Here is a 6,246-nt window from a genome sequence, read left to right as displayed (position 1 = left end):
CCTTTTGGCTTAAATCCGTATTTAAATATTCATTATCACTATCTACTATAATTACTCCATCTTTATCAGTAATAAAATCATGTTCATCAGTCTTGTTATTTTTGACATAACTCATTAATCTACTTGTAGTCTTTTCTATCTCATTCTTATTTATGGTCTTAAAGTCACCCCGAGTAGTGTTATTTCTAAGTTTTGCGACTCTAATGGTATCATCATTTAATGCATTCTTTTGGACATCACTAATTTGTATTTTTATTAGATTATTAAAATTTTCATATACCTCATTAGATACTAACTTCATATTTTGTTTATTAGTGCTTACCATTTTATTATAAGTAACTCTATATATTATTGCACACTGTATAGCCATAAAGAACACTAGAATTACTGCTACTACTGAGATGATTTTAATGGGAATAGAGATGTTTTTGAAGCCTTTAAATTTAATACCTTTAGCTTTCTTAACCTTTAAAAAACTTTCATAAAAATTTTTCAGAATTTCAGAGACGTAACTCCCGATTATTTCCTTTTTCTTATTAAAATTAGTACTCATTGGATGCATCTCCTTTAGTTATCTTTGGATAATTTGTCCAATTTTAATAATACTTTATCAAAGTTAAGTTCATGTTAAGCAAGTGTTAAAATCCATGAAAATTTGGAAATTCAAAGGGACCGTTAATAACTTTAACATAAGTTACTAACCGTCCCTTTTCTTATATAAAGAATTTTAACTACTGACACTATAGTGGATAATCTATGAGCTTAGTTTTTTCATTTAAGATACTTTCTAGTTTCCTCTTCAGCATTATCGTATGCCATCCTCATTTTATATTCAAACTCGTCTTCACTAGTGCAAAAGTCTGGAATGCCGAGTGTCTTTATAACGCCATGTTTAACTTCAGGTGTTACATAAGAAAACGGCATATTTAATACCGCATCATCTATACCCTTAAATCTTTCAAATTCCTTTTTTAAATCCTCAATAGTTTTTTTTGACTTGCGAAGTTTTTTTGCCTTTCTTTTAATTTGATCGCTTTCATCTCCACTTCTTAAAATTCTCAAGGCTTTTAAAAATTCTTCTTTATCCATGCCTCTCAGTTTTAATATTACAAAGGGATCTTTATCAAATTCAAGTCCAAGCATATAATGAACTGCAGCAATATGTTTGCATGGATTTGCAACATCGGGGCATGAACACTGAGTTATTAAATGCATTTGTTTTTTAGGAAAAAGAGAAACTTTAGCTTCTTTAAAAGCTTCCTCTATATTCTCAGGCATTTCTCCATTTAAGAGCTTAGCACAAAATATAGCTTTTTGTGCCATAATACTCATAATTTTTTCCCACTGTTCTTTTGTAAAACTATCGATTTCCATATTTACTTTATAAGGCGTTAATCTACCACCCTGAACCTCTGCTTCAATTTCTCCCTTTGAAACTTCGATACTAAGTACATTGCCAGCTCTTGCGTATTCGCGTCCTTTGTCAATTCTAGAACTTATAGTAAAGCTTGAAATTGCATTATTCCATTTTTTAGACCACCAATTACTACCAAATTCATTTCTTATTCTTCCAGCCACAGGTCTACACCTCCTCGCCAATATAGATATACGTGTAGGTAACAATTATAAAACTCTATCTTAATTTTCAAGTGTTAATTTTCATCTATGTTATCATGCTCTAATATAAATAGTTGTTTAAGTTCATCATTACTCATCTCTGATATCCAGTTTTCATTTGTGGAAACTATACTTTCAGCAAGTGCCTGTTTTCGTTCAAGCATTTCATCAATTTTTTCCTCAAGAGTTCCCATGCATATAAATTTATGCACATGAACATTCTTAATTTGCCCTATTCTAAAGGCTCTATCTGTTGCTTGATTTTCTACTGCAGGGTTCCACCATCTATCAAAATGAAATACATGATTCGCTTTAGTAAGATTTAGCCCAAGTCCACCTGCCTTTAAAGATAATATAAATACCATAGGCTCCGTGCTTTCATCTTGAAAAATATTAATTAGCTCTTCTCTTTTCTTTCTGCTGGTTCCTCCATGTAAAAATAGTGTTCGTACACCCAGTTTTAACTCAATCTCTGATTTTAAGATGTGTCCCATTTCTGCAAACTGCGTAAATACTAATGACCTATCCCCTTCTTCTATAACAACTTCTAGCATTTCTAGGAGCCTTTCAAGTTTTCCGGAGCGACCTTCAATGTCGCCATTATCCTTTAAAAACTGCACAGGATGATTGCAAATTTGCTTAAACTTTGTAAGTGAGGCAATTACAAGGCCTCTACGCTGAATACCTTCGGAACTTTCAATTTTATTTAAGCAGTCATTTACTACTGCTTGATATAAAGTAGCCTGCTCTTTTGTTAAAGGAGCATATTCCTTAGTTTCAATTTTTTCCGGCAAATCTTTAATAATATCCGTATCAGTTTTAAGCCGTCGTAGCACAAATGGAGTAATTATTTTCCTTAGTTTATCCCTTTTTTTAGGGTCTCCATCTCTCTCTATAGGAACTGCAAATTCACTCCTAAATGTTGACCAATTGTATAAATATCCTTTGTTTAAAAAGTCCATGATAGACCATAAATCTGAAAGTCTATTTTCAACTGGCGTCCCTGTTAATGCGATTTTATACTCTGCTTTAAGCCTTTTGACATATTGAGTCTGTTTTGATGCACTATTTTTAATATTTTGAGCTTCATCTAATATAATTCCTGCCCATTCTTCCTTTTGGAACAACTCCTTATCTCTTACTATTAGAGCATAGGTTGTAATAATAACTTCATTTTTATGAATCTCTTCACTAAAAGTTTCATAACTCCACCTATTATTTCCGTGGTGAATTGCCGATTTAAGCCCAGGAGCAAACTTTTCAATTTCTTTTTCCCAATTCCCTACAACAGACGTAGGACATATTATCAAAGTAGGCTTATCCGTTAACCCCTTTTCTCTCTCATAAAGCATAAGGCATATGCTTTGCACAGTTTTACCAAGTCCCATATCATCAGCAAGGCAGGCCCCTATACCATGATTTCGCAAAAACGTTAACCATGAAAATCCTCTCTTTTGATATTCGCGAAGACAACCAACAAAGCCTAATGGAATAGCTACTTCTTCTATATTATTCAAGTTAAACAATTTCTCAAAAAAATGTCCTACAGCTTCTTGATTATCTATATTATCAACACTAACTCCAGGAATTATTTCTTCATCACTGAGATTAATCCTTAATAATTCTCCAACTGGAATCTTTCCATTTAAGCCTTTATTCATTTTCATCTTAGTAAATGTTTTAATCTGATGTATGTCAACCTGTACCCACTGACCCCTTAATTGAATAAATGGTACCTTTAAATTGGAAATCCTATCAAATTCTTTCTCACCGATCTCTTTTCCATCTAATGCGAGCTTCCAATCATATTCAAGAATAGTATCCATATTGAATGTACTTTTCGCTGCCAAATTACTATTTGAACTTCCATTTTTGTCCTTTAATTTAACAGAAATCTTTGAAGGCCTTTTCCACCAAGCTGGAGCTATAATACCAAATCCTCTTTCCTTTAAAAAGTAAGCTGATTCTCTTAAAAATGAATAAGCTTCCTCCATAGATACCTTACACTCTGTCGGTACTGCATCATAAAGACTCCTTTCAATAGGAATAAATACTTTTGATGCAACTGCTAAATCCTCGAGTAGCCTTTCTTGTGGATTATTAAATTTTTTATTCAAATAGGTCATGGTATCCATAGATTCCTCAAAAATCGTCTTTGCTGGTAGTATAAGGCTAGGATCATCCTTTGCTTGCAGTAAATATTCAATTGTCCACTCTTCTTCTCGACTTGGTGGAATAACTTTGAAACATGTACGAAATTTCAGATTACTATGTTTTATTTTTATAGGTTCTATCCATTTCTTATAGTCATTTAGCATTTTAATTTGGTCACTTTTATCTATTGGTATCTCAGGCAATTTTGAAAAAAGAGAATGTATCCATGTACTGCCTAAGTTGCTAAAACTACACTCTAAATAATCACTACCACTGTTTATTTCAGTGCAGCTACATCTCACCATACTATCAATCATAGAATCCATGAAATTACTTACCAGTTTAGTACTATTTGTATATATAAATTCTTCATTTTCTAAAGGAAAATATGCTTTACACGTTATGGGCATATTGCTGCATAAAGCTTTCTTTTTATCAATATATTCAGAGTCGCTTGTATGCCATCTCCATTGAGAATTAACTTTTTTATTTACTCTATCGATGGTTAAAGAAGGCAAATACTTATGCTTTATAATTAGCTCAGCTGTAAATTTTGCCACTGCAATCCAAAACTTCAATTCGCTAGACAGTTCTATCTGCTTCGGACATTTTGCACCTATAGTTAAAATCATATCAAATGCGTCTAAATTATTTAAAGTAATGCCCCTAATTTCTCGCTTAGTAAGCTCCTTTTTTATTTTATTATATTTATATTTCCCACATTTAATTTCTAATGCTGAATTATTTAGTTTGCTACATAATTCTACAATTGGCACCATATTTTCATAAAGTGGAAGTGCATTTTTAGGTCTTCTACCTCGCCTTGTGCACTTAGTGTCTCCACCCTCGCCCCACAATATAAATGCGTGTATACCTTCCGTAGTTTCTATCCATCCGCCATTTAATATCAATTTTACTTCACCTCTAATAATGCTGTTATCATTTTACTGCATACTATACAGTTTACCATATTTTACTGAAAAATTTCACTTTTATATTTTGTTTTATTGTTTTAAATTGAATTTCTTATTTAAATTATCACCAATTAATCTTTTCATCACCTTAGTAGCTTCAATATTAACGAAGTAAGACGAAAACTTCCTACTAAATTGTCGTTAAAGTTTAATTTTAACATTTTAAAGTAAAGTTATGGGCCTTCTGTTCGAAATATATAATATATAATTTAAAATAATTACTAAGGAATTCTCCTATAACTATTTGCTTTATAAAATCCTATGTTTATATCTATTAGAAAGCGAGGGAAACTATGAATAATAATATACTATTAGAATCTGGAACAGGTGAAGTTGAGATACTAGAATTTGTTATAAATAATAAGCATTATGCAATCAACATTATAAAAGTGAAAGAAGTTATACATGCAAATAACCTAACTAAGCTCCCTGATTCCCACCCAGCCATAGCAGGACTTACACTATATAGAGATAAAATAATAACCTTAATAGACTTAAAATATGTTTTAGAGAAACAACATAAAAATGAAATTCAAGCAACAATTATTCTTTGTGAATTTAATAAAATTGAAGTAGCCTTTAGTATTGACACTATTGTAGGTGTTCACCGCATTAAGTGGGAAAAAATAACAAAACCAGATGATATATCTATTAATTCTCTAGTTATAGGAAATATCGTTTTAGACGATAAGATAATATTAATGCTAGATTTCGAAAAAATAGTTACTGATATTAGCCCTTCTACGGGAATTAGCGAAGATAAAATCGTTGATATAGCTTATAAAGATAGGTCTAGTGTTAAACTTGTTTTAGCTGATGATTCACCTTTAATTAGGAGATTATTAAAGGATACTCTTTTTAAGGCTGGTTTTAATAAATTGAAAATATTTGATGACGGAAAACAAGCTTTAGATTATCTATTAACTTTAGTTGAAGTCAAGAAAGAAAACTTTATAGAAGATGTTCACGTACTTATAACTGATATTGAAATGCCACAAATGGATGGTCATACTTTGACAAGAAAAATTAAGGAACATAGCATGCTAAAAAATTTACCAGTTATACTGTTCTCCTCATTAATTACAACTGATTTAAAACATAAGGGAGAATCTGTTGGTGCAGATGCACAACTGAGCAAGCCAGAAATAGGAGAACTCGTAACTTGCATAGATGGATTCACTAATAAAGGGTTCACTAGAGCTTTATTTAGATAATAAAACTCAATACACTATATTAGTGATTATAAATAAGGATAGGCCCTTAAGCCTATCCTTATTTATGTAAAAACAAATTTTACATTACCTCGTCTGCTATTTCATTTCCATAGTTATCGAAGCTTTCTTCAAAACATTCAATACTGGCTCTGTATATTGCTCTATTAAAATAATCATTACTATACATACCAAAATCCTTAGCATCATGTTGTATAAGATTTTGTACAATATATATAAGTTGTTTGCCATATAAATCCATGCAAGCTTCTGGGTTAACTCCTGGCCAT

The 6,246-nt window shown here is 31.4% G+C and carries 3 protein-coding genes and 2 pseudogenes; 1 reads left to right on the top strand and 4 read right to left on the bottom strand.

What is annotated here, in order from left to right; genetic code table 11:
- From JJE11_RS12555 to JJE11_RS12545, 3 genes and pseudogenes are all read right to left on the bottom strand, one after another.
- Positions 1–553 (bottom strand): annotated as a pseudogene (locus JJE11_RS12555) (hypothetical protein); the annotation flags it as partial.
- A gap of 218 nt (positions 554–771) precedes the next feature.
- On the bottom strand, positions 772–1,578 hold the full coding sequence (locus JJE11_RS12550; RefSeq protein ID WP_291636114.1) for an SWIM zinc finger family protein: 807 nt from the start codon (positions 1,576–1,578) through the stop codon (positions 772–774).
- Positions 1,579–1,652: 74 nt separating this feature from the next.
- Positions 1,653–4,682 carry a DEAD/DEAH box helicase gene (locus tag JJE11_RS12545; RefSeq protein ID WP_291636112.1) on the bottom strand — a complete coding sequence of 1,010 codons (3,030 nt, stop codon included), beginning with the start codon at positions 4,680–4,682 and terminating at the stop codon, positions 1,653–1,655.
- A gap of 356 nt (positions 4,683–5,038) precedes the next feature.
- Between JJE11_RS12545 and JJE11_RS12540 the strand changes: the two genes are divergently transcribed.
- The gene (locus JJE11_RS12540) at positions 5,039–5,959 is read left to right on the top strand and encodes a chemotaxis protein (RefSeq protein WP_291636110.1); all 921 of its coding nucleotides are present in this window, start codon (positions 5,039–5,041) and stop codon (positions 5,957–5,959) included.
- Between the two features lie 79 nt (positions 5,960–6,038).
- On the opposite strand, the pseudogene JJE11_RS12535 reads toward JJE11_RS12540, so the two are convergent.
- A pseudogene (locus JJE11_RS12535) lies at positions 6,039–6,246 on the bottom strand (hypothetical protein); the annotation flags it as partial.

It is taken from the genome of Clostridium sp., assembly GCF_016650095.1.
Classification (GTDB): Bacteria; Bacillota; Clostridia; order Clostridiales; family Clostridiaceae; genus Clostridium_AD.
This window is presented reverse-complemented; position numbering and strand designations above follow the sequence as displayed.

Bases quoted from the DNA above. Each gene is read 5' to 3' on its own strand.
- JJE11_RS12540 (WP_291636110.1), top strand. From the start codon at position 5,039: ATGAATAATAATATACTATTAGAATCTGGAACAGGTGAAGTTGAGATA.